The sequence below is a fragment of the uncultured Fretibacterium sp. genome (assembly GCF_938040765.1).
Taxonomy (GTDB): Bacteria; Synergistota; Synergistia; order Synergistales; family Aminobacteriaceae; genus CAJPSE01.
Genome location: NZ_CALIAA010000271.1, coordinates 1 through 1767 on the forward strand (window position 1 = coordinate 1; position 1767 = coordinate 1767).

The 1767-nt window shown below is 62.1% G+C and carries 3 protein-coding genes; 1 reads left to right on the forward strand and 2 read right to left on the reverse strand.

What is annotated here, in order from left to right:
- Positions 1-21 precede the first annotated feature (21 nt).
- Positions 22-498, reverse strand: coding sequence for a hypothetical protein (locus Q0176_RS09660; RefSeq protein ID WP_299302164.1), 477 nt, complete (start codon positions 496-498; stop codon positions 22-24).
- 106 nt (positions 499-604) lie between these two features.
- Here Q0176_RS09660 and Q0176_RS09665 point away from each other — a divergent pair, with 106 nt between their 5' ends.
- Positions 605-775 (forward strand): YjfB family protein, encoded by a 171-nt coding sequence (locus Q0176_RS09665; protein WP_299302167.1) that lies wholly within the window; start codon positions 605-607, stop codon positions 773-775.
- A gap of 71 nt (positions 776-846) precedes the next feature.
- Here Q0176_RS09665 and gpt read toward each other — a convergent pair whose 3' ends face one another.
- Positions 847-1332, reverse strand: a complete 486-nt coding sequence (gene gpt / locus Q0176_RS09670) for a xanthine phosphoribosyltransferase (protein WP_299302169.1) — start codon at positions 1330-1332, stop codon at positions 847-849.
- Positions 1333-1767: the final 435 nt, after the last annotated feature.

The window sequence follows — 1767 nt, forward strand, 5'->3', positions numbered from 1 at the left end:
GGGGGCCGAGCGGACGCCGGGCTAGAAGTAAAAGCCCATCCAGCGCACCAGCCAGGGGTACATCTTTCTGATGGAGGCGGGGTTGACGCTGTACACGATGAAGGCGCCCATAGCCATGGCGAAGGGGAGTACGGACAGGAAGAACCCCCGGTAGCGGTCGGCCTTCGCCATTCGGGAGAGCGCGAACTCGCAGCAGAAGAGGCCGGTGAGGTAATATTGAATCCGGCCGGTGGTCATGCCGCGGGTGTAGGCCCTGCAGTAGAGCACGCACCAGGCCGACCAGCCCGTCAGGAGCCAGGTCAGGGCCAGGGAGAGGATAATCTGGAAGAGCAGGGACAGGGGAGCCCCGAGGAAGCCCATTCCTCCGCTCCCGCCGTGGAGTTCCTCCAGTGCGTCGTAGAGAGGATGGAGGGACGGCATGATGTAGCGCGGGAACACATATGAGGCGATCCAGGTGATTAAGATGAGCCAGCCGGCGAATTCGAGATAGTTCAGCATAACGTATCCTCCCTCAGAAAACAGGTTGTCCTGTTTGAGATCCCCATCGGGGCCGCGGTTCCGGCGCGGTGGGGGCGAAACATCGCAGGAAAGGAGGTGAGACGCCATGGATATATCAGGAGACGTCGCAAGGTACTCCATGGAAATGGCCGCCGCGCGGGTGAGCTCCGCGGTGCAGGTGTCGGTGCTGAGGAACGTCATGGACCTTCAGCAGGCGACGATGACCCAGCTTCTGCAGTCGATGGGTATGGGCAGGGCGCTGGATCTTCAGGCGTGATTCGGCTCCGGATCCGAGCGAGCCGATTGGGGACGGGAGGGAGCGGTACTGCCGCTTCCCCCGTCCGCGGCTCAGGCGTCCTCCACCAGCGGCTTGCTGTAGGCGTACTCCGCATCCCATGGAAAGAGGATCCATGTGTCCTGGGAGACCTCCGTGATGAAGGTGTCCACGAAGGGACGCCCCTCGGGCTTTGCGTAGACCGTGGCGAAGCAGGCGTTGGGAAGGAGGGCGCGCACGACCTGTGCCGTTTTGCCCGTGTCCACGAGGTCGTCGACAATAAGCCAGTTTCTGCCCCCGTCCTCGGTGGTGATTCCCTTCAGGATGTTGGGCCTGCCCTGGGTCCTGAGAGTGTAGCTCGAGATGCAGACGGTATCGACCAGCCTGATGCCCAGCTCCCGTGCGACGATCGCCGTTGGGACCAGTCCCCCCCGGGCGATCCCCACGATGCGCTCCCATCTTCCCATCCCGTGGAGCCTTTCCGCCAGGGACTTGCAGTCCTGATGGATCTTCTCCCATGAGATGGAATACGTCTTGCAGTAGCGGTCCTCGGACCCCATAGCGATCCCTCCGTCGTCTTCCTTGTCCTACCTTATTATATCGTCCCGCCGACGGCTTCGGGCTGTGCCCTTTGCAAGAATCACGGCATGAGAAGCCCCGTTCGTCTCCTCCTGTTTCTCGCGCCCTCCGAAGCAGAGGTTTGTCCTTTGTTTCCGATTACGGTAGAATACACGGACGGAGGAAACGAGGCCGCAGGGTCGCGGCGGCGCAGGCGGAGCGAAGGAGGGGCTCAGGCCCGAAGCGCGCTCCCGGGGAGACATAAAAAACAAACGGAATCCCGAAGGATTCCGCACCGATTCTCTTTTGTCCCGTCCCCGCAGATCAGGCTGCCGAGGCTGCCCTTTTGACGAAGCCGGACTTGAGGCACTTCGTGCACACGCGGACCTTGAAGGTGGAGCCGTGCGCGTAACGCTCGGAGATCGCGCGGTTGAGCA